23 protein-coding genes are annotated in these 22,876 nt (G+C 58.8%); 5 read left to right on the top strand and 18 right to left on the bottom strand.

Features of this window, described 5'->3' with window-relative positions; genetic code table 11:
• The first annotated feature begins 113 nt into the window (after positions 1-113).
• The gene (gene loiP / locus K7H21_RS04035) at positions 114-872 is read left to right on the top strand and encodes a metalloprotease LoiP (protein WP_223035593.1); all 759 of its coding nucleotides are present in this window, start codon (positions 114-116) and stop codon (positions 870-872) included.
• Between the two features lie 134 nt (positions 873-1,006).
• Here loiP and K7H21_RS04030 read toward each other — a convergent pair whose 3' ends face one another.
• The 14 genes from K7H21_RS04030 to K7H21_RS03965 form a co-directional block, all read right to left on the bottom strand.
• On the bottom strand, positions 1,007-2,647 hold the full coding sequence (locus K7H21_RS04030) for a thiamine pyrophosphate-binding protein (RefSeq protein WP_049113591.1): 1,641 nt from the start codon (positions 2,645-2,647) through the stop codon (positions 1,007-1,009).
• A gap of 14 nt (positions 2,648-2,661) precedes the next feature.
• Positions 2,662-4,131 carry an aldehyde dehydrogenase gene (locus K7H21_RS04025; RefSeq protein WP_223035592.1) on the bottom strand — a complete coding sequence of 490 codons (1,470 nt, stop codon included), beginning with the start codon at positions 4,129-4,131 and terminating at the stop codon, positions 2,662-2,664.
• A gap of 15 nt (positions 4,132-4,146) precedes the next feature.
• Positions 4,147-4,911, bottom strand: coding sequence for an aspartate dehydrogenase (locus K7H21_RS04020; RefSeq protein ID WP_049113594.1), 765 nt, complete (start codon positions 4,909-4,911; stop codon positions 4,147-4,149).
• A 9-nt stretch (positions 4,912-4,920) separates the two neighbouring features.
• The gene (locus K7H21_RS04015) at positions 4,921-5,715 is read right to left on the bottom strand and encodes an SDR family oxidoreductase (protein WP_223035591.1); all 795 of its coding nucleotides are present in this window, start codon (positions 5,713-5,715) and stop codon (positions 4,921-4,923) included.
• Positions 5,699-6,469 (bottom strand): alpha/beta fold hydrolase, encoded by a 771-nt coding sequence (locus K7H21_RS04010; protein WP_004125084.1) that lies wholly within the window; start codon positions 6,467-6,469, stop codon positions 5,699-5,701. Before K7H21_RS04010 ends, K7H21_RS04015 begins: the two co-directional genes overlap by 17 nt.
• 9 nt (positions 6,470-6,478) lie before the next feature.
• Positions 6,479-7,009, bottom strand: coding sequence for a cupin domain-containing protein (locus tag K7H21_RS04005; RefSeq protein WP_004125089.1), 531 nt, complete (start codon positions 7,007-7,009; stop codon positions 6,479-6,481).
• Positions 7,010-7,019: 10 nt separating this feature from the next.
• On the bottom strand, positions 7,020-8,276 hold the full coding sequence (locus K7H21_RS04000; protein WP_004125097.1) for an MFS transporter: 1,257 nt from the start codon (positions 8,274-8,276) through the stop codon (positions 7,020-7,022).
• 26 nt (positions 8,277-8,302) lie between these two features.
• Positions 8,303-9,490 carry an NAD(P)/FAD-dependent oxidoreductase gene (locus K7H21_RS03995; RefSeq protein WP_223035590.1) on the bottom strand — a complete coding sequence of 396 codons (1,188 nt, stop codon included), beginning with the start codon at positions 9,488-9,490 and terminating at the stop codon, positions 8,303-8,305.
• Positions 9,487-10,413 carry a VOC family protein gene (locus K7H21_RS03990; RefSeq protein ID WP_004125106.1) on the bottom strand — a complete coding sequence of 309 codons (927 nt, stop codon included), beginning with the start codon at positions 10,411-10,413 and terminating at the stop codon, positions 9,487-9,489. The genes K7H21_RS03995 and K7H21_RS03990 overlap by 4 nt, the downstream gene beginning before the upstream one ends.
• Positions 10,414-10,500: 87 nt before the next feature.
• Positions 10,501-11,289 (bottom strand): IclR family transcriptional regulator, encoded by a 789-nt coding sequence (locus tag K7H21_RS03985; protein WP_004125113.1) that lies wholly within the window; start codon positions 11,287-11,289, stop codon positions 10,501-10,503.
• 13 nt (positions 11,290-11,302) lie between these two features.
• Positions 11,303-12,052: an SDR family oxidoreductase gene (locus tag K7H21_RS03980; RefSeq protein ID WP_004125115.1), complete on the bottom strand. Its 750-nt coding sequence runs from the start codon at positions 12,050-12,052 to the stop codon at positions 11,303-11,305.
• The gene (locus tag K7H21_RS03975) at positions 12,052-13,074 is read right to left on the bottom strand and encodes an aromatic ring-hydroxylating oxygenase subunit alpha (protein ID WP_223035589.1); all 1,023 of its coding nucleotides are present in this window, start codon (positions 13,072-13,074) and stop codon (positions 12,052-12,054) included. The genes K7H21_RS03980 and K7H21_RS03975 overlap by 1 nt, the downstream gene beginning before the upstream one ends.
• A gap of 10 nt (positions 13,075-13,084) precedes the next feature.
• Positions 13,085-13,393 (bottom strand): recombinase-like helix-turn-helix domain-containing protein, encoded by a 309-nt coding sequence (locus tag K7H21_RS03970; protein ID WP_004125120.1) that lies wholly within the window; start codon positions 13,391-13,393, stop codon positions 13,085-13,087.
• Positions 13,390-13,713 (bottom strand): Rieske (2Fe-2S) protein, encoded by a 324-nt coding sequence (locus tag K7H21_RS03965; RefSeq protein ID WP_112166751.1) that lies wholly within the window; start codon positions 13,711-13,713, stop codon positions 13,390-13,392. The genes K7H21_RS03970 and K7H21_RS03965 overlap by 4 nt, the downstream gene beginning before the upstream one ends.
• Positions 13,714-14,140: 427 nt before the next feature.
• Between K7H21_RS03965 and K7H21_RS03960 the strand changes: the two genes are divergently transcribed.
• A complete protein-coding gene (locus K7H21_RS03960) occupies positions 14,141-15,352 on the top strand; it encodes an MFS transporter (RefSeq protein ID WP_142983814.1) in 1,212 nt (403 codons plus the stop codon).
• 3 nt (positions 15,353-15,355) lie between these two features.
• Here K7H21_RS03960 and speB read toward each other — a convergent pair whose 3' ends face one another.
• From speB to K7H21_RS28885, 4 genes are all read right to left on the bottom strand, one after another.
• Positions 15,356-16,276: an agmatinase gene (speB, locus tag K7H21_RS03955; protein ID WP_004205166.1), complete on the bottom strand. Its 921-nt coding sequence runs from the start codon at positions 16,274-16,276 to the stop codon at positions 15,356-15,358.
• A gap of 213 nt (positions 16,277-16,489) precedes the next feature.
• Positions 16,490-18,466, bottom strand: a complete 1,977-nt coding sequence (gene speA / locus K7H21_RS03950) for a biosynthetic arginine decarboxylase (protein ID WP_004125134.1) — start codon at positions 18,464-18,466, stop codon at positions 16,490-16,492.
• 8 nt (positions 18,467-18,474) lie between these two features.
• On the bottom strand, positions 18,475-18,606 hold the full coding sequence (gene yqgB / locus K7H21_RS03945) for an acid stress response protein YqgB (RefSeq protein WP_075210876.1): 132 nt from the start codon (positions 18,604-18,606) through the stop codon (positions 18,475-18,477).
• Between the two features lie 85 nt (positions 18,607-18,691).
• On the bottom strand, positions 18,692-18,841 hold the full coding sequence (locus K7H21_RS28885) for a hypothetical protein (protein WP_227637570.1): 150 nt from the start codon (positions 18,839-18,841) through the stop codon (positions 18,692-18,694).
• Between the two features lie 467 nt (positions 18,842-19,308).
• On the opposite strand from K7H21_RS28885, the gene metK reads away from it, so the two are divergent.
• The 3 genes from metK to K7H21_RS03925 all read left to right on the top strand — a co-directional run bounded on the left by metK (position 19,309) and on the right by K7H21_RS03925 (position 22,814).
• The gene (gene metK, locus K7H21_RS03935; protein WP_004125136.1) at positions 19,309-20,463 is read left to right on the top strand and encodes a methionine adenosyltransferase; all 1,155 of its coding nucleotides are present in this window, start codon (positions 19,309-19,311) and stop codon (positions 20,461-20,463) included.
• Between the two features lie 380 nt (positions 20,464-20,843).
• The gene (locus K7H21_RS03930; protein WP_004125138.1) at positions 20,844-22,238 is read left to right on the top strand and encodes a sugar porter family MFS transporter; all 1,395 of its coding nucleotides are present in this window, start codon (positions 20,844-20,846) and stop codon (positions 22,236-22,238) included.
• Positions 22,239-22,313: 75 nt separating this feature from the next.
• The gene (locus tag K7H21_RS03925) at positions 22,314-22,814 is read left to right on the top strand and encodes a SprT family zinc-dependent metalloprotease (RefSeq protein ID WP_087828544.1); all 501 of its coding nucleotides are present in this window, start codon (positions 22,314-22,316) and stop codon (positions 22,812-22,814) included.
• Positions 22,815-22,876 lie beyond the last annotated feature (62 nt).

Genomic DNA, 22,876 nt, shown 5'->3' with positions numbered 1-22,876 from the left:
GCGTAATCCTCTCGCCCGCATTCTCATATAGTATTTATAATTTGCACAGGATACGGCAGGTAGCCATCGCCGTTTTTTCGGATAAATAACCATAAGATTGTGGAAGATAAAAAATGAAAATTCGCTCAGCTCTTCTTGCCCTTGGGATCGCAGCCACGCTTACCGGATGCCAGAACATGGATTCCACCGGCCTGCTTAGCTCCGGCGCGGAGGCTTTCCAGGCTTATTCACTCAGCGACGAGCAGGTAAAAGCCTTAAGCGACAAAGCCTGTCAGGAGATGGATGCGAAAGCGACTATCGCGCCTGCCAGCAGTGAATACAGTAAACGTCTGAGTAAAATCGCCGCTGCGCTGGGGGACAACATCAACGGCCAGCCGGTGAACTACAAGGTGTATCAAACTAAAGACGTTAACGCCTTCGCCATGGCTAACGGCTGCATCCGCGTTTATAGCGGGCTGATGGATTTGATGAATGATAATGAAGTCGAAGCGGTTATCGGCCACGAAATGGGTCACGTTGCGCTGGGCCACGTGAAGAAAGGCATGCAGGTGGCATTAGGCACCAACGCGGTACGCGCGGCGGCGGCCTCCGCGGGCGGCATCGTCGGTAGCCTGTCGCAGTCGCAGCTGGGCGATCTGGGCGAGAAGCTGGTGAACTCGCAGTTCTCTCAGCGTCAGGAGTCTGAAGCGGACGACTACTCGTACGATCTGCTGCGCAAGCGCGGCATTAATCCGGCAGGCCTCGCCACCAGCTTCGAGAAACTGGCAAAGCTGGAAGCCGGACGCCAAAGCTCCATGTTTGATGACCACCCGGCATCGGAAGCACGCGCTCAACATATCCGCGATCGCATGAAGGCCGACGGGATCAAGTAAGCCCCGGCGTACTCTCACTATTTATAGTGAAGAGGAACGCCTTGTGGAGCCTCCCCCCTCTCCCGGTAAGGAGAGGGTTTGGGCCCTCAAGCCGGGCGTTTTCCCCGGAGGCGGCCTGCGGGCTCGCCGTCAGACTAGTACAGCGTCTTCTGCGGCGGGCCGGCAAAGCGCAGCGCGCCTATCTCGCCCATTTTCACCTCCACCACCGACGGCCCCGGCATCGCTAGCGCTTCGGTCATCACCGCCTGGAAATCCTCCGCCCGATCGACGCTCCACGCCTGCAGACCGACGGCCTGTGCCAGCAGCGTAAAATCTGGCGTATGCAGCTCGTTATAATACTGGCGGCCGCCAAAATACTTATCCTGAATGCCGCGCATCACGCCGTAGCCGCCATCGTTCATAATCAGCAGCGTCACGTTAGCCTTTTCCTGAGCCAGCGTCGCCAGTTCACCGAGGTTCAGGCTCAGGCCACCGTCGCCAACCAGCCCCACCACCTTACGCTGCGGATTGGCAATCGCGGTACCAATAGCCATCGGCAGCCCCATACCAATAGCCCCGGCCAGCGAGTGAATATTCATCAGCGGACCGTGGGCGCGAAACAGGCGACTGCCCCACAGGCTACCGGACACGGTAATATCGCGTACCAGGATGCCGTTCGCCGGCAGCGCCTGCGCGATCGCGTCGCTTAATCTGGCGTAATCGCCGCACTGTTCGCGCAGCCCCTGCTCCGCGATCGCCACCGCTTCTTTTATCTGGCTATCCCAGCGCGCGTCGCCCCATATGCGCCCCTGCGCTCGTTCCGCCAGCGCGCCTAATAATGCGCGGCAGTCCGCCACCAGCGTATTGTCCATCAGGTAGTTACGGCTGGCCGCCGCCGGGTCGATATCAATCTGCACCCGCGGCGCGGGCAGCTCCAGCGTCCACGAACGCGTCTCGTTGCTGCGTAACCGTGAACCGGCGACAAGTGTGAAATCACAGTGTGAAATCAGCGCTTCAACCGACGGCGAATTATGAAATGCGCGCAGGCTGGCGCGGTGACCATCCGGCAGAATGCCGCGGCCGTGGGTACTGGAAATCACCGTCATCCCGGCATCCGCCAGCACCTTCACCGCCTCGCAGCTCTCTAAGGCGCCGCCGCCAAGCCACAGCAGCGGCCGCTTCGCCTGCTTAAGCTGCGCCCACAGCGTATCAACCATCGACGATTCCGGCGCCACAGCCGAAGCGTGTTTCAACGGCGCGGTCAGCAGCGAAAGCGGGATTTCGGCGCTCTGAATATCAATCGGAATTTCAACCGAGACCGGGCCACATGGCGGCGTCTGCGCCTCCTGAATCGCTTTATGCAGGAGAGCGACCGCCTGATTGGCGCTACTGATGCGATAAGCGCGCTTTGAGCTGGCCTTCAGGAAAGTCAGCTGATCGCGAGTTTCGTGAATAAACCCGGTATCGGCATCCAGCCAGGCTTTTTCAACCTGGCCGGTGAGGTGCAGCAGCGGCGTGCCGGCGTTCATCGCTTCAACCAGCGCGCCGACGGCGTTGCCCGCCCCGGCGCCAGTGCTGGTCAACGCCACGCCGAGCCCGGAAAAACGCCCGTGGGCGTCAGCCATAGTCACCGATCCCGCCTCCCCGCGCGCCGGGACGAAGCGGATTTTTTCCCGCTGGCCAACGGCATCGGCGATCGGCAGATTGTGAATAGAGATGACGCCATACATGGCTTCAACATGATACTGCTCCAGCGTTCTGGCGATGGCGTCGCCGACGGTTATCATTTCGCTCATTGTTCACCCTTATCTCAATCGCACCAGTGGTTGACGCTATTACCCGTCGCCAGATAAATACTCTTCTGCTGCATCCAGGCCTTCAGACCCTGGATACCTTTTTCGCGGCCCAATCCGCTCTCTTTAAAGCCCCCAAACGGGGTGGAGATAGAGAAAACCTTATAGGTGTTGATCCACACCGTACCGGCCTCCAGCTGTTCGCTCAGGCGCAAGGCGCGGCCGGTATCGCGCGTCCAGATCCCCGCCGCCAGCCCGAAGACGGAGTCATTGGCCTCGCGGATCAGCGCCGCTTCATCGCTAAAGCGCAACGCCACCAGCACCGGCCCGAAGATCTCTTCCTGACAGACGCGAGCCTGGTTGTTCAGTCCCTCGACGATCGTCGGCTGGAAGTAGCTGCCCGCCGCCAGCGCCGGATCCGCCGGGATCTCGCCGCCGCACAGCACGCTACCGCCTTCGCGCTTCGCCAGTTCGACATACGCCAGCACGCTCTGGCGATGCTTATCGTTAATCAGCGGTCCGACGTGGGTGTCGGCGCTAAACGGATGGCCCACCCGCAGCCCGCGGGTTAATTCCAGCAGCCGGGCCATTAATTGCGGATAGACTTTTTCATGAATGAACAGACGCGATCCGGCGATGCAGGCCTGGCCGCCGGAGCTGAATATGCCGTAGCAGATACCCCGCGCCGCCTGTTCAATATCGGCATCTTCCAGCACGATGGTCGGCGATTTGCCGCCCAGCTCCAGCGACGCCGGGATCAGTTTTTCCGCCGCCACGTGCGCCAGATGTCGTCCGGTAGCGCTGCCGCCGGTAAAGGAAATTTTGCGCACCTTAGGATGACGAGCCAGCGCATCGCCAATCACCGAACCTTTGCCCGGCAGCACGCTCAGCAGCCCGGCGGGCAGCCCGGCCTGCTCAAAGATGCGCGCCAGCTCCAGCGCCATCAGCGGCGTCGCTTCCGCCGGCTTGAGGATTACTGCGTTCCCCGCGGCGATGGCCGGCGCAACTTTTTGCATTTCGCTGGCGATGGGCGAGTTCCACGGCGTAATCGCCGCCACCACGCCCAGCGGTTCATAGCGGCTCAGGGTCAGCAGATCCGCCTGACGCGGCGTCGGCAGCTCGCCCTCCAGCAGTTCGCAGGCGGCGGCAAAATAGCGCGCGGTACCCGCCGCGCTCATCACCAGACCCCGCGCTTCCGCCAGCGGTTTACCGTTGTCGCGGCTCTGCTTGCGGGTTAACTCGTCGCTCTGCGCTTCAATCAGATCGGCGACCTTATGCAGGATCTTTGCCCGCTGATGCGGCAGCGTGGCCCGCCACGTCGGCTCCCGCCAGGCGCGATCGGCGCAGTCGATCGCCTCCTGCAGATCGTCAAGGCTGGCCGCATATAGCGAAGCGTTAAGCGATCCATCCGCCGGAAAGCGGCTGTGCATCAGGTTGCCGCCGCCGCGCCGCCACTGGCCGCCGATAAAAATGTCTAACTCGTCCATCTCAGCCTCTCTGCGTTATGTCAGTTCGCAGCAGGCGCGTACCGCGCTCAGTGCCGCCAGGGTCGACGTTTTGGGATTGCTGGCGAGCGGCAGGCCGCTCAGCTCCAGGTGAAACTCGCCGAACAGCCCTTCGGCGTGCAGCGTATGGGTGTTGCGTTGCGTCGTCGGATCCACCATCAGCTGCACCCGGGTGGCATCAAGACCAATGCCGCCCAGCGCCACGGTTGCCGCCACGTTGGCGTTCGCCGGAAACAGCCGCGCCGCTTCGCGGGCGCTGCCCTCAAAGAAAATCTGCGTTTCATGTACCGCGCTAAGATCGATCAGCTGCTCGGCATAGCTGCCGCGCCAGCTGGCCGGGCTTTTACGCGACTGATAGGTCACACGCTCAAGGCCGCCCTCTTTCGCCGCCGCCAGGCCATCAATACCGGCTATCGCGCCCGCCAACAGCGTTAGCCTGCCTCCCGCCTGGCGTAGGCGCTGTTCCAGTTCGCTATCCGCCAGCGCGCCGGTGGAAATCACCGCCAGATGCCAGCCGCGGGCCAGCACCGCCTCACCGTACTGCGCCACCGCCTGCTGGCTGGCGCATTCAAGCACCAGATCCGGCGTCTGGTCGCACTGCTGCGGATCGCTTAACGGCGCAACCGCCCCGGCAAACTGCCGACGGATCGCCGCATGGTGCGGCTCGCGCGCCACGATCCAGCCTAACGCCACCTGCGGCGGCAGCCGTTCAATGACCGCCTGCGCCATCGCGCCGTAGCCGATTAACATCACCTTTTTCATCATCTTTCCCTACAGGTGACGGCAAAAGCCGCCGGACACATCCAGCGCCGCGCCGGTGGTAAACGAAGCCAGCGGCGAAGCGAGAAACAGCAGCGCCTGCGCCGGCTCCTGCGGTTTTCCGAGCCGCGCCATCGGGATCCCGCGCTTGCGGGCGATGTCGGCGGTCCACTCTGGCCAGCTCTGGCTCTTATCGCTGCGGTTTGCAAAACGGCGCTGCCACTGTCCGGATTCGACCATGCCCAGCAGAATGGAATTGACGCGAATCCCTTTGCCGATCAGATCCTTCGACAGGGTCAGCGTCATATTCAGCAGCGCGGCGCGGGCAGCGGAGGTGGCGATCATGTGCTCTTCCGGCTGCAGCGCCAGCAGCGAGTTCACGCAGGTAATTGAGGCGATACCCGACCGCTCAAGCTGCGGCTGGAACGCCCTGACCGGATTAATCACGCCGAACAGTTTCAGCTCGGCTTCGTGCAGCCAGGCCTCGCGCGGCGTATCGGCGAAATGGGCGACATAGCCCTGGCCGGCGTTGTTTATCAACATGTCAGCGCCGCCAAAATGGGCTTCTACTGCATTTGCAAAGGCCTGAACCTCTTGTTCATTCAGAACGTCGCAGCGCCAGGAAAACACGTCCCCAGCGGGATATTCGTTTAGCAGCGCCGCGTGGGCGCTGGCCAGCCGGTCCGGATTGCGGCCGCAAAAGGCGACTTTCGCCCCTTCGCCCAGCAGCAGGCGCAGCGTTTCGAAACCAATCCCTGACGAGCCGCCGGTGACCACCGCGACGCGTCCTTCAATTTGTGCATTCATCGCGCACCTCTTCCCCTATGCGTAAAAGCTGTTGATTAAAAAACGTCGCGTTATCGAGATAGCTGGCGTGCCCGGCCTGCGGGATAGCGGTGTACGGCATGCCGTAGCGTAGCGCTACCCCCTGCACCAGCTCGGGCTGGGTGATGGCATCCTGCTCGCCGCACCACACGGCGAAGCGGCCGCGATAATCGGCAAGCCAGCGGTGGATGTCGTCGTGCGCCAGCATCCAGGCGGCGGCGAGATAGCCTTCACTGCGCAGCCTGCGCATGCCTGCCGCAACCGTCGCCACATCGGCTTCGCGCGCGCCGGGGCGCAGCAGCTTCGCCGCCCGTCCCAGGGCCATCGCCTCACCGCCCAGCGCCATCTGTTGCTGACGCCCTTGCCAGACTTTTTCCCGCTGCGCGGCTGCCGCCTGGCCGTAGCCCTGAGCGACGTCGGCCAGCACCAGATACCGCACGCGCTGCGGATACCTGGCGGCAAAAGCGGCGGCGACCAGCGCGCCCAGCGAATGGCCGACCAGTACGGTTTTCTGCACCCCGGCGCGGTCGAGCATCCGCGCCAGCGCATCGGCGTAGTCGCCGGCATCCGCCCGCGCCGTCGCAAGCATCGGGCTTTCGCCATAACCGGGCATATCCCAGGCCAGCACGCGGTAGCCCGGAAGCGCCATCTGTTTATGCCAGGAGGCCGCGCCGGAACTGATGCCGTGCAGCAGCGTCAGCGGCGTACCGCTTCCTTGTTCACGAAAACCCGTCATCATCGCTCCTTAGCTACGCTTCACTTTTGACAGCGGATGATCTTCCGGGTAGGTCGGAATATGCGGCTTTGGCGTACCGAGCATCACGCACATCAGCGCCTCTTCCTCTCCATGGTTGAACAGCCCGCGATAAATTCCGGCCGGAACGGAAATCAGATCGCGTTCGCGCAGGACGGTCTCGGTATAGCTGTCGCCATCCTGAATCATCAGGGTGATCTGCCCTTTGAGCATGAAGAACACCTCTTCCACATCGTCGTGCAGATGCAGCGGGCCTTCGCATTTGGACGGCAGTACCATGGTGGAGAAGGTGAAGTGTTCCGCCTGAACGGTATTGCTATCGCTGGCGACGCCGGTCGCGCCGGTGCCGATATAGCGCATCTGCGCGCGGCGATACTTCGGGTCGAAATCCGCCTGGAACTTCAGCGCATTCCAGTCGTATTTACGGCCTTCAAAGCGCGCAATACGCGACTCGACCCACTCTTCCATCGTCAGATGTTCAGGTTTCAGACTCGGTTTTGCGGTTACGGTTGAATCAGTCATCGTTTTATCCTCAGTAACGTCTTAGCAGCGGCAGTAACAGGACGCAGCCCACCGCCGCCATCACCACCAGAAAAATCAGCCCGGAATCCATGCTGTGGGTGAAGGCGATAAGCGCGCCCATCACCGCCGGCGATAACGCCCCGGCAAAGTTTCCCAGCCCGTTGAAAATTCCGCCCGCGGTGGCGCTGACTCGCGGATGGGTCGCCTTGGCCAACAACGCGAAGATATTCGGCGCGCCGGTCCCCCACATAAAGGTGCTAAAGCTCATCGCCGCGATCACCGGCAACGGCGTGGTGAAATGCATCACCGCAGCCAGGCCAATACCTGCACCTGCCAGGGAAATAAAGCAGGCGGCAGCGCGCTTATCGACGCGGTCTGACAGCCAGGCGCCGATGATTTCGCCGAGCAGCATGGCGATAAACGGCATTGAAGACAGCCAGCCGGCGTGTTCAAGATGGATACCTTTGCCCTTAATCAGGTAGCCCGGCAGCCAGCCGTTGATGCCCCACAAATAGGCGAGAAAAGCGATATTGAAGATGCAAATCATCCAGAAGTGCGGGCTGACAAACAGCTCGCGGCGCGCACTGCGGCGCGCCTCCTGCGACGTTTGCCCGCCGCTGGCTTTCGCCTCCAGCCTGACGCCGCGCAGCCCGATACGCACAAAAATCAGTACCGGCACCGTCAGCATCGCCATCACAAAGAAGGTGCTCTGCCAGCCGAAGGTGTTGAGCAGCCAAATCGATAGCGGAAAGCCAATCGCCGCGCCCACCGGGGTGCCCAGCAGCCAGAGCATGGTGGCCCGCGCCTGCAGGTGCTGCGGAAAGGTATGGCGGACGATAGCGAACGCCAGCGGGAACAGCGGCCCCTCGGCGATACCCAGCAAAATTCGCAGCGTCACCATTAGCGTGTAGTTGTGGGTGAAGCCCATCACCAGCATTAAAATGCACCACACCGCCATCATCCCGGTAAGCAGACGCAGCGGCGCGATACGGTCGCCCAGGCCGCTTAACAGCACTGAGGAAAATCCGTAGCTCAGCAGGAAAGCGCTCATCAGGATACCCAGACGAGTGGTGTCGAAATCGATGCCCATCGCCTGCTGGAAGTGGCTATCGGAAAACAGCGCGGCGATGCTGATCTTGTCGAAGAACGCCAGCAGTACGCAGGCCAGCAGCGACAGCGGAATGGCCCAGCGAACCGCTTTTTCAGGCGTGCGGATGCCCTCGCCGCTCGCCTCAGCAGGCGCGGCGTTAGTCTCTAATGTGGTCATTTCTCCCCCTTAAGGGTGCGGGTTAGCTATCGCAATGACATCAGTGAAAAGGCCGGGTCGGCGAGCGGTACAGCGGATAAATCTCGCCCTGCCGCCATCCAGCGCTTCGCCAGCTTGACGGTACGCGCATCGTTGAACGCCACCAGCTGCGTCAGCCGCCCGTTTTCGTCCAGCGAGAAGTACAGCGAGTCTTCACGCGCTATCGTTCTGCTGCCCAGCTGCGGAATACCAAGGATCTGGATATTGTGCTGATATTGATCCGACCACAGCCACGGCGCGTCGTCGTAGCCTGGCGCATCGGGGTTGAGCATCGCTTTTGCCGTCGCCACCGCTTGATTCTGGGCGAAGGCCCAGGACTGGATGCACAGGCCGTAGTGATGATGCTGCGCCACATCCCCGGCAGCAAAGATGAACGGATCCGACGTTCTCCCCTGGGTATCCACAACGATCCCGCGCTCTGTTTTCAGCCCCGCGTCGCGCGCCAGTTCGAGATTAAGATCGACCCCGATCCCCACCACCACCGCATCATAAATTTCGCGCTTACCGTCACAGTGAATGACCGGCAGGCCGTTATTATCTTCCAGCTCCAGCGCGCCGCAGCCGGTACGGATATCCACGCCCTGCGCGCGATGAATTGCCGCTAAGCGTTGCGACACCTCGCCGCTCACCGAACGCATGCACAGCGCAGGCTGCTGCTCGAACAGCGTCACCGCCACGCCGTTTTTCCGCGCCGAGGCGGCAATCTCAAGGCCAATCCAGCCGCCACCGACAATGGCCAGTTTTTGACTTTCCGCCAGACGACTTTTCAGACGCTGCGCATCCTGCCAGTGACGCAGGGTATAAACCTGAGGATGCGCCGCCCACGCCTCGCCCGGCAGACGCGCTCGCCCCCCGGTGGCGATTAAAAGAATGTTGTAACTAATACGTTCGCCGTTGCTTAAAATCAGCGTTTTAGCGGCCCGGTCAATCTGCTCTGCACGCAGCGGACGATACCAGGTCAGGTTCAGCGCCTGCTGCGCTTCGTGCGAAAACAAGCGCGGTAGCTGCGCATCGGTATCCAACAATGCGGCTTTGGAAAGCGGCGGCCGCTCGTAGAAATCCCATTCCTCTTCCGCCACCACGCAAATCTCACCGTCGAATCCCTCGTCGCGCAGCGTTTTCGCCGCCCAGCCGCCCGCCTGGCCGCCGCCGACAATCACAATCCGCGCCGTCATACCGCCTCCGTTTTTTTCTGCTGGCGGCGAGTATCGTGGTCGATACCGCCCTCCACTGCCCATTCGGTAAAGGAGACCAACGAGTGCTCCAGCTCGCGCGGCTGCCAGTTTTCCGTCAGATAATCATCGTTGGTGTAGTACTCGAAGGCGCCGCCGGTGGGGCTGTTGACGTACCAGAAGTAGGCCGAAGAGACCGGGTGGCGGCCGGGGCCAATAAAGGTACTCCAGGCGTTTTTGTTCATCGCGATGCCGCCGCCGATCACCTCGTGGATGTCACGCACGGTGAAGGCCACGTGGTTCAGACCCCGCTTGCGGTTCGGCAGCTGCAGCAGGAACAGGTTGTGATGGCCCCCGCGCGCGCCGCAGCGCAGGAATACCGCGCGGTTGATGTAGCGGTCTGACACCTGGAAGCCGAGGACTTCGCGATAGAAGCTTTCGACCGCCGCCAGCTCTTCAACAAAGAACACCACGTGGCCGACGTTGATCGGCTGCGCGCGGTCGTAAACTGGACTCGGCGTGTCGATGCGGCGAACATCGCCCCACTGGTTGATCGGCTCGACGTTAAGCTCTACCGCCGTTTGCTGGCTGACCTGCACCCGCAGCGTCATGCCGTTCGGGTCGAGGCACTCCAGCGCGCCGTCAACCCTGCGGAAGCCGGGCTGACGTTCCAGCTTTGGACGTAGCGCCTCCAGCGCCGCCTGATCCGCTACACCCCAGGTCATACGGCGCAGCGTATTGCCGGCCTCAAACGCTGGGGGCAGGTCGGGGCTGTCGATCGGATTAAGCTCGACGCGCGCGCCGCTGAGGGTGGTAAACACGCGCCCGCTGGCATCGCCAGCCAGGCCAAAATCGTGCATAAATTTGGCGCTATGGTTCAGGTCATCTACGCCAAATTCCAGCTTTTCAATTCCGGTAATACTCATTGTTCGTCGCCTCTTTACCGTTCTGTCGCCCGAATTTGGGCGTAAACATGCCCGGCGCATTCAAGCGCCTGCCATTAAGTATTTGATTTAACTAGCCTGAGACAAATATCCCAGGAAACCGGAAATTTTGTCCGCCGCCAGGCTGACGTCGTTCTGCAGCCGCTCGCGATCGCTTTGCGGGATCTCATCGGAGGGAACCAGGATGCTGACCACCCCCGCCACCCGGCCGCTGCGGTCATACACCGGGTAGACAATCGACGAGATGCCGTGGCGGAAGAACGACTCGCCAATCACATAGCCGCGGGCTTTATCCTGCTGTACCATCTGCCACAGCGCTTCGCGATCGTGCAGCTGGCCCGGCGTGTTGCCCGGCAGTCGCTCGTCAGGGAACAGCTGTTCAAACTCGCTGCGTGAAACATCGGTCAGCAGCATGCGGCCCAGCGAGGTGCAGTGCACCGGCAGCCGGGTGCCAACACTGACCTGGTTGATCCGCGAACCGGCCGCGCTGACGCGAGCGATGTAGATAATGTCCCGGCCATCGCGGATCGCCAGATGACTGCTGCACTGGCTGACATCGCGCAGCTGCTCGATAACCGGCTGACCCACCTGGGCGATATCCAGCGAGGCGATATATTCAAAGCCCAGCCGCAGCACGTTCATCCCCAGCGAAAAGGTGTTGGTGCGCGCGTTGCGCTCGAGAAAGCCCATATACTCCAGCGTTTGCACCACGCGATAAGCGGTCGCTTTCGGCATATCCACCAGCCGGTGCAGCTCGGCGAAGGTCAGATCGCGATGCTGTTCGCCAAAAGCCAGCAGCAGCTGCAGGCCGCGCTCAAGCCCCGGCACCAGGTACTTCACTTCCTGATCGTTCGCCATACCGCCTCACTTATTAGTTAAAAACAAAACCGCCGTTGACCGGGATCAGCTGGCCGGTGATAAACCGCGACAGATCGCTGAGCAACCAGACCACGCTGCCGGTGACGTCTTCCGGCTGCTGCGCGCCGCTCAGCGCGCGACCGTTTTCATAAAGTTGATGGCGTTCCGCAGGCACGTATTCCGTCGCCTCAACGCGGGTCAGCCCCGGCGCGATGGCGTTTATGCGGATGCGCCTTTCCCCCAGCTCGCGGGCCATTGAGCGGGTCATCGCGATCACCGCGCCTTTACTGGCAACGTAGGCCATCAGCCGCGGCGCCCCCCACAGGGCGGTATCCGAGGCGACATTGACGATCCCCGCCCCTTCGCGCAGCAGCGGCACCGCCGCGCGGGTCACCAGCCAGGTACCTTTAACGTTAACCGTCATCACCCGATCCCACAGATCCGGATCGTAATCGAGCATGTTTTTACCGCCGACGCCGGTGGCCATTGCCGCATTATTCACTAACCCGTCGATCGCTCCCCGCTCGCCGATAGCGCTGAATACCCGGTCGATCGATTCGCTATCGGCGAGATCGATCGCGTGGGATTCGATGCGGTAGCCCTTTTCCTGCAGACGATGGGCGCTTTCCGCCAGCTCACCCCGCAGAATGTCGCACATCACCACCGCCGCGCCCTGTCCGGCGCAGGCTTCGGCGAAGTGGTAGCCCAGGCCGCGCGCCGCGCCGGTGACGACGATACGTTTCCCGTTAAGCAGGCCGTTCATCAGGCGGCTCCCTGCTGCTCTTCCAGGGCCGCCAACTGCTCTTTTGCCGCTTTCTGCATCATGCGGCGCAGACGCGAAAGGCCGACGTCATGCTGATAAAGATATTCACGATCGCGGGCATTCGGCGCCAGGCTTTCCAGCACCACGCGATCCTGCTCGAGCACTTCCCAGTGCAGTTTTTCCAGGCGGTTGCGATACATAAAACGCCACAGATCGCGCTGCCAGCCCTGTACGCCACGGATGCGCCAGAAGAAGACGCGGCAGTTGTCGTTATCTTCCGGCACCACCATGCCGACAATCCAGAAGTGACCGCCCGGTCCAAAGCGCTTTTTGTACGGAATAGAGAGGCGCATCCAGTAGGTCCCGCTGTTGCCCAGTTCAACCCAGTCGAAGTTAACGCCAACCTGCCCTTTCTTCTCAAAAATAAACCCGGTTTTCGTGGGCTGCAGCACCATGTCGGCTTTGCGATCGCCTTCCGCCATCGAGTGAGAGGAGGAGTGGAGATAGGTGCCATGCATCGGGTCCATCACGTTTTCCAGGGCGTACTGGTAGTTGCATTTCCATGCCGCGGTACACAGGAAGTTGCTATATTTGTCGCTATCGGCCAGCTCTTGCGGAAAGTTCAGCTCATCAGGCTGCTGGTCGGCGGTGACGCCAAACCACACAAAAATAGCGCCGTGCGCTTCCTGAACGCTGTAGCTGCGGACGCACTGCTGACCCACCAGCGGACAGCGGTCAACCGCCGGGACGTCTTTCACTTCGCCGTTGCCGGCCACTTCCACGCCGTGATACCAGCAGGCGATGCGATCGCCCAGGTTCCAGCCCATCGACAGGCGCGCGCCGCGATGCGGGCAGCGGTCTTCCAGCGCCTGCACCTGGCCGTCTTTATTGCGCCAGACCACAATCTGTTCGCCGAGGCGGGTAATGCCCACCGGAGCCGACTGCACTTCCCAACTCGCCAGCACCGGATACCACAGGCCGCGTAACCCTTTATCAAGATAGTTTTGTACCGTTGTCGTCATCGCTGTGTCCTCAGTATCCATTTACCTGCAGAAATGCCTGGAAGCTGCTTTCGCTCCACGGTTCGCCCTGCTGGTCGTACATTCTGACGCCGTTCAGGCCGCTCACCAGCTCGCCGAGGTTTTCCGCGCCCTGCTCAAAGAGCGTTTCCAGGGTGGCAATAAGCTGTAGTTCCCAGCTTTCCGGCACCCGGCTGCGGGTTTGCCAGATCAGATTGGGATAGTCGCCGGGCTTGTGAATATTGCCGTTTCCGCCTTCCGCCGGCGGCGTGAACTGACGGCTTTCCGGCAATGCCGGGTTAAAGTCCAGGGATTCGCTCATGCCACGTTCTCCTCGATAAAAGAAATCTGGATCTGCTCGTCGTATACCCGCACCGGGTAGCGATGCAGGCTGCGGCCACCGGGGCCGTGCAAACACTGGCCGGTTTTGACGTCGAATACCGCTTCATGCAGCGGGCACTCCACCTTGCCATCTTCAACAAAGCCCTGGCTCAGCAGCGCATAAGCGTGGGGACAAACGTCTTCCAGCGCGTAATATTCGCCATCAATCAGATAGATACCGATTTCTTTACCGTCGATACTGCCGCTGTAGGGGAAATCTTCCTGTACTTGCTCCGCGTCACACACGCCAATCCAGCTCATCGCATTCCTCCGGGCTCTGTTTCATATATGAAACTCTGTTTCTTATTTAATACGGTCAATATAAAAGCGATGAATATTTCGTCAAGCGCTAATGTGATTAAATTGTTAATGAACAGACTTTTAATTAGCTAACTGTGGAATTGATCACGAAAAAAAGCAGCCAGATGAAATGATGATATTTAAAGTGCTCTTTCATTATAAATAACGCTATCTCTTAAGAAATGAAGTGGACCTGTTGACTTCTTTTCACAATGCTCGTTAGAAATGAGCACAAAGGTAAATCTCACGGTTTCACATATGAAACATAATGAAATTTTAACCTTAAAAAACATAGAATTTCATAGGTGAACCATTTTAGTCAGGTGATTATTTCTGGCGTTAAAAAAATAATAACCAATATGTATTAAATTTAAAAAAGAGGTAAAACATGGCGGCAAGATGGCAAGGTACTATCGCACTACTTTTGTTAATAATTATTTCTTACGTCGATCGGGTAAATATCTCGGTAATGATCCTGAACCCCGAATTCGCCGCTCACTTTCATTTAAATGAAAACAGAATGTTACAAGGCATGCTGATGACATGCTTTCTCCTGGGTTATGGTTTATCGGCATTAATATTAACTCCGCTTATAGAAAGCAGGCTCAACTATCGCCAGGGACTGTTAAGCAGCGTGGCAATATGGGCGCTGGTTTGCGCGGTTTCGCCGCTGCTGGGCTCGCTGCTGGGAATGTTAATCGCGCGCATCGTTCTCGGCGTTGCCGAGGGGCCGCTATTCTCGCTGAAAACCCGCTTTATCAGCGATAGCTTCGCTGCCGATGAGGTTGGTAAACCTAACGCCGTGACGGCCCTCGGCGTCTCGCTCGGGCTGGCGATAGGCTTTCCGCTGGTCACCTGGCTGATGGCGCACGTCGGCTGGATGGGTTCGTTTTACGCCCTGGCGCTGCTGAACCTGCTGCTCGGCGGCGGATTAATCTGGCGCTTTCTGCCCGCCCCTGTCGTCAATGAACGCTGCGCAAAGCCCGGTATCATCAAAACCTTTACTCTCGCCTGGCGCACGCCGCTGCTCGGCTGGATCCTGGTGGTGGAGATCGCCACCCTCAGCTATCTGTGGGGCAGTAGCGCCTGGCTGCCGACCTGGCTACGCGACGAGCATCACTTCTCGCTGCAGGCCACCGGCCTGCTGGCGGCGGTTCCGTTTCTGCTAAGTCTGGGGTCAAAATTTCTCGGCGGGGTATTGCTCGATAAGATGCGGCCGGAGCAGGCGCCCGTGCTGTTTATTATCGGCGGCCTGCTGACCGCTCTGTCGGTGTTGGCGCTGATGCTCAGCCACCAGCAGGCGATGCTGGCGCTGTTTATGCTGGCGGCGAACGTATTCTGGGGGTTGCAGGGCGCGGCGATCCCTGCGGTCGTGCAGCACCATGCGCCACGCGAGGCGGTCGGCAGCGCCTATGGCATTATTAATGGCATCGGCAATATCTGCGCAGCGTTTATCCCGCTGCTGATGGGGATGGTCATGAAGTCGGCGGGATCGGTAAGCTCGGGATTCTCGGTGCTGGTGGTATCACAGCTGATGACGCTTTGCGCCGGAGGCGTGCTGCTGCTGCGCATGCGTCGCGCAGCAGCAGTGAGCGTCTGAGGCTTATTCGCCTTTTTTCGCCGCCTGAATGTAGAGCATTTCCAGCGCCAGCGTCGCCGCCGCCAGGGCGGTGATTTCGGACTGGTCGTAGGCCGGAGCGACTTCCACCACGTCCATGCCGACGATGTTCAGATCCTTCAGGCCGCGCACCAGCTTGATCGCCCGATCGGAGGTCAGGCCGCCGATCACCGGCGTACCGGTACCCGGGGCAAACGCCGGGTCCAGGCAGTCGATATCAAAGGTCAGGTACACTGGCATATCGCCGACGATCTGTTTCACCTGAGCGATCACGTCGTCAACGCTGCGATCGTTGACCTGGCCCGCATCCAGCACCGTGAAGCCGTTGTCTTTATCAAACTCGGTACGGATACCGATCTGCACTGAGTGATTCGGATCGATCAGGCCTTCGTTCGGCGCGGTGTAGAACATGGTGCCGTGGTCAAATTCGCAGCCGTTGGCGTAGGTATCGGTATGGGCATCAAAATGCACCAGCGCCATTTTGCCAAAGTGCTTAGCGTGAGCGCGCAGCAGCGGCAGGGTGACAAAGTGGTCGCCGCCAAAGGAGAGCATGCGTTTACCTGCCGCCAGCAGTTTTTCCGCGTGGGCCTGCAGCTTTTCACTCATTTCACGCGCGTCGCCGAAGGCATAAACCAGGTCGCCGCAGTCCACGACGTTCAGGCGCTCGCGCATGTCAAAATTCCACGGGAAGCGGTTGTGCTCCCACGCAAGGTTCGTCGACACCTGACGGATCGCCGCCGGGCCATGACGGCCGCCCGCGCGTCCGGAGGTCGCCATATCAAACGGTACGCCGGTGATGACCCAGTCCGCATCGCTGTCATACGGCATGAAATTCATCGGTAGACGCAGAAAACCAAATGCGTTAGATACCAGGGAGTTATCGTATTGATGACCTAAGGTGCTCATGGATATGACCTCTTTTACCGTCGTTGCGTTGAAATACAAATATAAAAAAACCCTTCCGCGTCGTTAGGCCCGACGAGGAAGGGTTTAAATGAGTTTACTGCTTAGTTGAGCGAATTATCGCCGTAAATGTCTACGCGTTCAAGTGAGTCTGGCGAATGGCGTAATGAGCCTTCTCTCCCCTCTCTTCCCTCTCGGCTACGGAGAGGACGTATATCACTCGTCTTCGAGATAAGTGTAGCCGTATAAACCCGCTTCGAACTCTTCAAGGAACTGCTGCTGCAGGGCGGCGTCCAGGTCCGTATTTTTTACCTGATCGCGGAACTGGGTCAACAGCGTGTTCGGATCGAGCTGCACGTACTGCAGCATATCCGCAACGGTATCCCCTTCATCCGACAGCTCAACTTCGACGCTGCCGTCAGGGAAGACAAACACGTCTACGGCTTCCGTATCGCCGAACAGGTTGTGCATATTGCCGAGGATCTCCTGGTAGGCGCCCACCATAAAGAAGCCCAGCATCGGCGGATTCTCCGGATCGTATTCCGGCATCGGCATGGTGGTCGCAATACCGTCGCCATCCACATAGTGGTCAATCGCGCCGTCGGAATCGCAGGTGATATCCAGCAGCACCGCGCGGCGTTCCGGTATCTTGTTCAGCCCTTCCAGCGGCATCACCGGGAACAGCTGATCGATACCCCACGCATCCGGCATCGACTGGAACAGGGAGAAGTTGACGTAGATCTTATCCGCCATGCGCTCCTGCAGCTCATCAATAATCGGGCGATGCGCGCGGTTGCTGGGGTCGAGCTGCTTCTGAACTTCATGGCACATATTCAGATACAGCTGCTCGGCCCAGGCGCGCTCTTGAAGATTAAAAGTGCCGGAGGAGTAGCCGATGTGGATATCGTGCAGATCCATCTGGCTGTCGTGCAACCATTCGCGCAGCGAGCGGCGGTTGCCGGTTTCCTGCATCTCCAGCCAGGTTTCCCACATGCTTTGCAGCGGACGCGCGGCGTCTTCCTCAGGCGGGGTCGCCTCGGTATATTCGTTACGCTCAACGCCGATAATATTCGATACCAGCACGGTGTGGTGCGCCGTGACCGCGCGGCCGGATTCAGTGATCACCGTCGGATGCGGCAAACCGTTCTCTTCGCAGGCATCGCCAATCGCCCAAATAATGTTGTTGGCGTATTCGTTCAGGCCGTAGTTTACCGAACAGTCGGACTGCGAACGGGTGCCCTCGTAGTCAACGCCGAGACCGCCGCCAACGTCAAAGCACTGAATATTCACGCCCAGCTTATGCAGCTCAACGTAGAAACGCGCGGATTCACGTACGCCGGTGGCGATATCGCGAATATTGGCCATCTGCGAGCCAAGGTGGAAATGCAGCAGCTGCAGGCTGTCCAGATGCCCGGCAGAGCGCAGAATTTCAACCAGCTGCAGAACCTGGGTCGCCGCGAGGCCAAATTTGGATTTTTCGCCGCCGGAAGATTGCCACTTACCGGAGCCCTGCGAAGCCAGACGCGCGCGCACGCCAAGACGCGGTACCACGTTCAGCCGCTCGGCTTCTTCCAGCACGATGGCGATTTCCGACATCTTCTCGATGACCAGATAAACCTTGTGGCCCATCTTTTCGCCCACCAGCGCCAGGCGGATATATTCACGGTCTTTGTAGCCGTTACAAACAATGACGCTGCGGGTCATACCGGCGTGTGCCAGCACCGCCATCAGCTCAGCCTTCGAACCGGCTTCCAGACCCAGCGGCTCGCCGGAGTGGATCAGCGATTCAATGACGCGGCGATGCTGGTTGACCTTGATCGGATAAACCAGGAAGTAGTCACCGTTATAGCCATAAGACTCACGCGCGCGTTTGAAGGCGGCGTTAATCGAACGCAGACGGTGCTGCAAAATCTGCGGGAAGCAGAACAGCGCAGGCAGGCGCTGCCCCTGAGCTTCACGGGCTTTCACCAGCTCAGCAAGGTCAACGCGCGCTTCCGGGACGTCAGGATCCGGGCAGACGCTGATATGGCCCAGTTCGTTAACGTCGTAGTAGTTATTACCCCACCAGGCAATATTGTAAGTACGTAGCATCTTGCTGGCTTCCTGGGAGCTCATCGCAACCTCCTGCATGGAACGTAGTACACCGTGATCGCCTGCTGACGAAGGCGAAGATAATGACATGTCGTCAGACATAGCGAACCTCAAATTTTAGTAACAAGTGTAAAACAGTTGACTACTATCGCAATCCGAAGAAGCGATAACAACCCATAAACAGTCCGAAATCCCAGTAGATAGTGCTGGTCTTGCGGCTGAGCGACCGGTTTCTTATTCATATCATCGTAAAACACGTACCCGAACGGAGTATGACAGTCCGGAGAAACCACGAGAAAACCCTTGCTATCGCAAGAGCGCCCTTGTTCAGTGTTCCAGCAGCCTGCCGGCCCGGGAATCCTGAGAAGCGCCGAGATGGGTAGAACATCGGCTGGTTTGCATGAGAGAGATGCGGGTTGCGGGATAGTGACGCGCGACGGAACGACGCGACGAATCAGGCGAAAAACGTGGGTTCATTATCTGGTATCACCTCCACACTGCCCCGAGACGGGCCAGCGACAAGCCAAAGCTATACGTTCCAGACAGTCAGCGAAAACGCCGCTGCGGGACTCTGTCAATACAGACTGCTTAACCCGGCTGGAAGTGGCGTCACGAGGTAAATGCTCGTGCGCTGTTTTAATGAGCCGCGCGCGGCGTTTTATACCGAGAAGCGGGGTAAAAAGCAAAATAAAAATATGCGCGTTACCGGGGATTGTCAGGAAAAATTGCCACCGCCCTTTTTCTATAAATGCGACGAATATCAAAAAAGGCTGGAAATGGGGTCAAGAACTGCCCTAAAATAGCCGTCCAGAAGTTAATCCATCTATACTGATTAACACTCAGACTGCTCGTGTCGCTACCTGCAAGCTTTGGTAGAGTCATCCGTCAAAGCCATTCTACACAACAGTATGAGCTACCCGAATCGTCCACAGGTGAAATAAAACATGGCAAAACACCTCTTTACGTCAGAGTCCGTATCAGAAGGGCATCCCGACAAAATTGCTGACCAAATCTCCGACGCCGTGCTGGATGCGATCCTCGAACAGGATCCGAAGGCGCGCGTAGCTTGTGAAACCTATGTCAAAACCGGCATGGTTCTGGTCGGTGGCGAGATCACCACCAGCGCATGGGTTGATATTGAAGAGATCACCCGTAACACGGTCCGTGAAATTGGCTACGTGCATTCCGACATGGGTTTTGACGCCAACTCCTGCGCGGTCCTGAGTGCTATCGGTAAACAGTCTCCGGACATCAACCAGGGCGTTGACCGCGCCGATCCGCTGGAACAGGGCGCGGGCGACCAGGGCCTGATGTTTGGCTATGCCACCAACGAAACCGACGTGCTGATGCCGGCGCCGATCACCTATGCGCACCGTCTGGTGCAGCGTCAGGCTGAAGTGCGCAAAAACGGCACTCTGCCGTGGCTGCGCCCGGATGCGAAAAGCCAGGTCACCTTCCAGTACGACGACGGTAAAATCGTCGGCATTGACGCGGTAGTCCTGTCGACCCAGCACGCGGAAGATATCGACCAGAAATCGCTGCAGGAAGCGGTGATGGAAGAGATCATCAAACCGGTTCTGCCGACCGAGTGGCTGAACAGCGCCACAAAATTCTTTATCAACCCAACCGGCCGTTTTGTTATCGGCGGACCAATGGGCGACTGCGGCCTGACCGGGCGTAAAATCATCGTTGACACCTACGGCGGCATGGCTCGTCACGGCGGCGGCGCGTTCTCCGGTAAAGATCCATCTAAAGTGGACCGTTCTGCGGCCTACGCGGCGCGCTATGTAGCGAAAAACATCGTTGCCGCTGGCCTGGCCGATCGTTGTGAAATTCAGGTTTCCTACGCCATCGGCGTGGCGGAGCCGACGTCAATCATGGTTGAAACCTTTGGTACCGAAAAAGTGCCTTCTGAGCAGTTGACCCTGCTGGTGCGTGAGTTCTTTGACCTCCGTCCGTACGGCCTGATTCAGATGCTGGATCTGCTGCACCCGATCTACAAAGAGACGGCGGCATACGGTCACTTCGGTCGCGAACATTTCCCATGGGAAAAAACCGACAAAGCAGCCCAGCTGCGCGAAGCGTCCGGTCTGAAATAATCTCCGCACTTCCCCGCTTTCAAGGCCAGCCCCGCGCTGGCCTTTTTACTTTAGCTTCCCTCCGCTGACGCCGAATCCTGCCTTCCGCTCGTCAAAAATGGAAGCGATTACATCATATACAGCGCAAACATACTCCCCTAATACGTGCAAAATGTAATAACCCTTCACTTTGTTACACAATATTTCAGCAAAGTCTGATTAGCGCTTTTAATTTCTTAGACTAAACTCAATTAATATACTGATTTAAATACGTTTATAACAATTACGTTTCTTTACTCTAGTGTAACCGATTACACTGTCGTGATTACTATCACATTTTTTTACGACGTATTTACCTACCCTACGCATCGACAGGATCAATAACTCAACCGGAGGGCGTTATGCCTGACAACAAAAAACAAGGGCGTTCGAACAAGACGATGACGTTCTTTGTCTGCTTCCTCGCCGCACTGGCTGGCCTGCTGTTCGGCCTTGATATCGGTGTTATTGCGGGTGCCTTACCCTTTATTGCCAACGAGTTCCAGATAAGCGCCCACACTCAGGAATGGGTGGTCAGCTCCATGATGTTCGGCGCCGCCGTCGGCGCAGTGGGCAGCGGCTGGCTCTCCTTCAAACTCGGGCGTAAAAAAAGCCTGATGATTGGCGCCATCCTGTTCGTTGCCGGCTCGCTATTCTCCGCCGCCGCGCCGAACGTGGAAGTGCTACTGATCTCCCGCGTGCTGCTCGGCCTGGCCGTGGGCGTCGCCTCCTACACCGCCCCGCTGTATCTGTCTGAAATCGCCCCGGAAAAAATCCGCGGCAGCATGATTTCGATGTACCAGCTGATGATTACTATTGGTATTCTCGGCGCCTATCTTTCCGATACGGCATTCAGCTACAGCGGCGCCTGGCGCTGGATGCTCGGGGTGATTATTATCCCGGCGGTGCTGCTGCTGATTGGCGTGGTTTTCCTGCCGGACAGCCCGCGCTGGTTTGCCGCTAAGCGCCGCTTTGTCGATGCCGAACGGGTTCTGCTGCGCCTGCGCGACACCAGCGCTGAAGCGAAACGCGAGCTGGATGAGATCCGCGAAAGCCTGAAGGTAAAACAGTCCGGCTGGTCGCTGTTCAAAGAAAACAGCAACTTCCGCCGCGCGGTATTCCTCGGCGTTCTGCTGCAGGTGATGCAACAGTTCACCGGTATGAACGTCATCATGTACTACGCGCCGAAGATTTTTGAACTGGCGGGCTATGCCAATACCACCGAACAGATGTGGGGCACCGTCATCGTTGGTTTGACCAACGTGCTGGCGACCTTTATCGCCATCGGGCTTGTCGACCGCTGGGGCCGTAAGCCGACGCTGATCCTTGGCTTTATCGTCATGGCGCTCGGCATGGGCATTCTGGGCAGCATGATGCATATCGGCATCCACTCCGCCACGGCGCAGTACTTTGCCGTTCTGATGCTGCTGATGTTTATCGTTGGCTTTGCCATGAGCGCCGGCCCGCTGATTTGGGTGCTGTGTTCCGAAATCCAGCCGCTGAAAGGGCGTGATTTCGGTATCACCTGTTCGACGGCCACCAACTGGATTGCCAACATGATCGTCGGCGCGACGTTCCTGACCATGCTGAACTCGCTGGGCAGCGCCAACACCTTCTGGGTCTATGGCGGCCTGAACATCCTGTTCATCTTCCTGACCCTGTGGCTGATCCCGGAAACCAAAAACGTTTCGCTGGAGCATATCGAACGTAACCTGATGAAAGGCCGCAAGCTGCGCGAAATCGGCGCGCGCGACTAGCCTGATACGCTTCCTCCCTCCCGGGAGGAAGCTTCTTCTTGCTCTCCTCACCCCGCCGAACTATCCTCTGGCGCTATGAAAACACCCCGAATTCCCATTGCCCTTCAACAGGCCGTTATGCGCAGCCTGCGGGAGAATCTGGCCAAAGCGAACCTCAAGCTGGGACGACTTTACCCTGAACCGGTGCTGGTTTATCAGCAGCGGGGAACCTCCGCCGGTACCGCCTGGCTGGAGAAAAATGAAATCCGCCTTAACCCGGTGCTGCTGCTGGAAAACCAGCAGGCGTTTATTGATGAAGTCGTGCCGCACGAGCTGGCCCACTTGCTGGTGTGGAAGCACTTTGGCCGCGTGGCGCCACACGGCAAAGAGTGGAAATGGATGATGGAAAGCGTGCTGGGCGTTCCGGCTCTGCGCACCCATCGTTTCGAACTCGATTCAGTCCGTAAAAATACCTTCCCCTACCGCTGCCAGTGCCAGCAGCACCAGCTTACCGTCCGCCGCCACAATCGCGTGATGCGCGGAGAGGCCACCTATCGCTGCGTGCGCTGTGGAGATGTTCTGGTGGCGGAAAAGTAATCTCCGGAAATAATTGGAAATTTTCTGATCTGACTGATTGCGTCTGGCAATCACATTCGTTA

It is taken from the genome of Klebsiella sp. CTHL.F3a, from assembly GCF_019890895.1.
In the GTDB taxonomy this organism is placed as follows: domain Bacteria; phylum Pseudomonadota; class Gammaproteobacteria; order Enterobacterales; family Enterobacteriaceae; genus Klebsiella; species Klebsiella grimontii.
The sequence above is the reverse complement of the archived record's forward strand: the minus strand, read 5'-3'. Positions and strand labels throughout refer to the sequence as shown.

Coding starts and splice junctions, on each gene's coding strand:
- K7H21_RS03995 (WP_223035590.1), bottom strand. CDS start 9,490: ATGACGGCGCGGATTGTGATTGTCGGCGGCGGCCAGGCGGGCGGCTGG.
- speA (WP_004125134.1), bottom strand. CDS start 18,466: ATGTCTGACGACATGTCATTATCTTCGCCTTCGTCAGCAGGCGATCAC.
- K7H21_RS03980 (WP_004125115.1), bottom strand. CDS start 12,052: ATGAACGGCCTGCTTAACGGGAAACGTATCGTCGTCACCGGCGCGGCG.
- metK (WP_004125136.1), top strand. CDS start 19,309: ATGGCAAAACACCTCTTTACGTCAGAGTCCGTATCAGAAGGGCATCCC.
- K7H21_RS04000 (WP_004125097.1), bottom strand. CDS start 8,276: ATGACCACATTAGAGACTAACGCCGCGCCTGCTGAGGCGAGCGGCGAG.
- K7H21_RS03965 (WP_112166751.1), bottom strand. CDS start 13,713: ATGAGCTGGATTGGCGTGTGTGACGCGGAGCAAGTACAGGAAGATTTC.
- K7H21_RS03975 (WP_223035589.1), bottom strand. CDS start 13,074: ATGACGACAACGGTACAAAACTATCTTGATAAAGGGTTACGCGGCCTG.
- K7H21_RS03990 (WP_004125106.1), bottom strand. CDS start 10,413: ATGAGTATTACCGGAATTGAAAAGCTGGAATTTGGCGTAGATGACCTG.
- K7H21_RS03930 (WP_004125138.1), top strand. CDS start 20,844: ATGCCTGACAACAAAAAACAAGGGCGTTCGAACAAGACGATGACGTTC.
- K7H21_RS04005 (WP_004125089.1), bottom strand. CDS start 7,009: ATGACTGATTCAACCGTAACCGCAAAACCGAGTCTGAAACCTGAACAT.
- speB (WP_004205166.1), bottom strand. CDS start 16,276: ATGAGCACCTTAGGTCATCAATACGATAACTCCCTGGTATCTAACGCA.
- K7H21_RS03960 (WP_142983814.1), top strand. CDS start 14,141: ATGGCGGCAAGATGGCAAGGTACTATCGCACTACTTTTGTTAATAATT.
- K7H21_RS04025 (WP_223035592.1), bottom strand. CDS start 4,131: ATGGACGAGTTAGACATTTTTATCGGCGGCCAGTGGCGGCGCGGCGGC.
- loiP (WP_223035593.1), top strand. CDS start 114: ATGAAAATTCGCTCAGCTCTTCTTGCCCTTGGGATCGCAGCCACGCTT.
- K7H21_RS03925 (WP_087828544.1), top strand. CDS start 22,314: ATGAAAACACCCCGAATTCCCATTGCCCTTCAACAGGCCGTTATGCGC.
- K7H21_RS03985 (WP_004125113.1), bottom strand. CDS start 11,289: ATGGCGAACGATCAGGAAGTGAAGTACCTGGTGCCGGGGCTTGAGCGC.
- yqgB (WP_075210876.1), bottom strand. CDS start 18,606: ATGAATAAGAAACCGGTCGCTCAGCCGCAAGACCAGCACTATCTACTG.
- K7H21_RS04030 (WP_049113591.1), bottom strand. CDS start 2,647: ATGAGCGAAATGATAACCGTCGGCGACGCCATCGCCAGAACGCTGGAG.
- K7H21_RS04020 (WP_049113594.1), bottom strand. CDS start 4,911: ATGAAAAAGGTGATGTTAATCGGCTACGGCGCGATGGCGCAGGCGGTC.
- K7H21_RS04015 (WP_223035591.1), bottom strand. CDS start 5,715: ATGAATGCACAAATTGAAGGACGCGTCGCGGTGGTCACCGGCGGCTCG.
- K7H21_RS03970 (WP_004125120.1), bottom strand. CDS start 13,393: ATGAGCGAATCCCTGGACTTTAACCCGGCATTGCCGGAAAGCCGTCAG.
- K7H21_RS04010 (WP_004125084.1), bottom strand. CDS start 6,469: ATGACGGGTTTTCGTGAACAAGGAAGCGGTACGCCGCTGACGCTGCTG.
- K7H21_RS28885 (WP_227637570.1), bottom strand. CDS start 18,841: ATGAACCCACGTTTTTCGCCTGATTCGTCGCGTCGTTCCGTCGCGCGT.